Annotated in this window: 1 pseudogene; it reads left to right on the forward strand. The window is 75.8% G+C overall.

What is annotated here, in order from left to right:
- Positions 1 to 611, forward strand: a pseudogene (locus tag AC27KI_RS26840) (ABC transporter permease); the annotation flags it as partial.

A 611-nucleotide genomic window follows, 5' to 3' on the forward strand; every position in this document is an offset into this window, starting at 1 on the left:
GTTGCTGCTGCCGGCGATGGCCCCCGCCCTGGTGCCCCGGGCCCTTTGAAGCGCCGACCGGCTGGCGCTGCTGGCGCCGGCCACGGTGTTTCTGAACGGCGCGGCCCTGCAGGCACTCGGGCTGCGCGGCGATGCCGTGGTACCGGCACTGCAGCTGCGCACGGGCCTGCAGGTGCACACGGTGCTCGTGGCGGGCACGGTGGCTGCGGGCGGCGCGCCGCTGGCCGTGATGGACATCGGCGCGGCGCAGGACCTGTTCCAGCGCGGCGGGCAACTGAGCCGCATCGACGTGCAGCTGCGCCCCGGCGCCAGTGCCGACGCCTTCCGCCAGGCGTTGCAGGCCCTGCCAGGCGCATCGGCCGGCGTGGCCGTGCTGCAGCCCGGGGATGCCACCGCGCGCACGAGCAACCTGTCGCGCGCCTACCGCGTCAACCTGACCGTGCTGGCGCTGGTGGCGCTGTTCACCGGGGCCTTCCTCGTGTTCTCGGTGCTGGCCCTGAGCGTGGCGCAACGCGCGCCGCAGTTCGCCCTGCTGGCCGTGCTGGGCCTCACGCCCCGACAGCCGGGCTGGGCCCTGGTGGCTGGCCGAGTCGGCGGCGCTGGGCGCGGCA

The sequence above is a fragment of the Acidovorax sp. KPB24-03 genome (genome assembly GCF_057546605.1).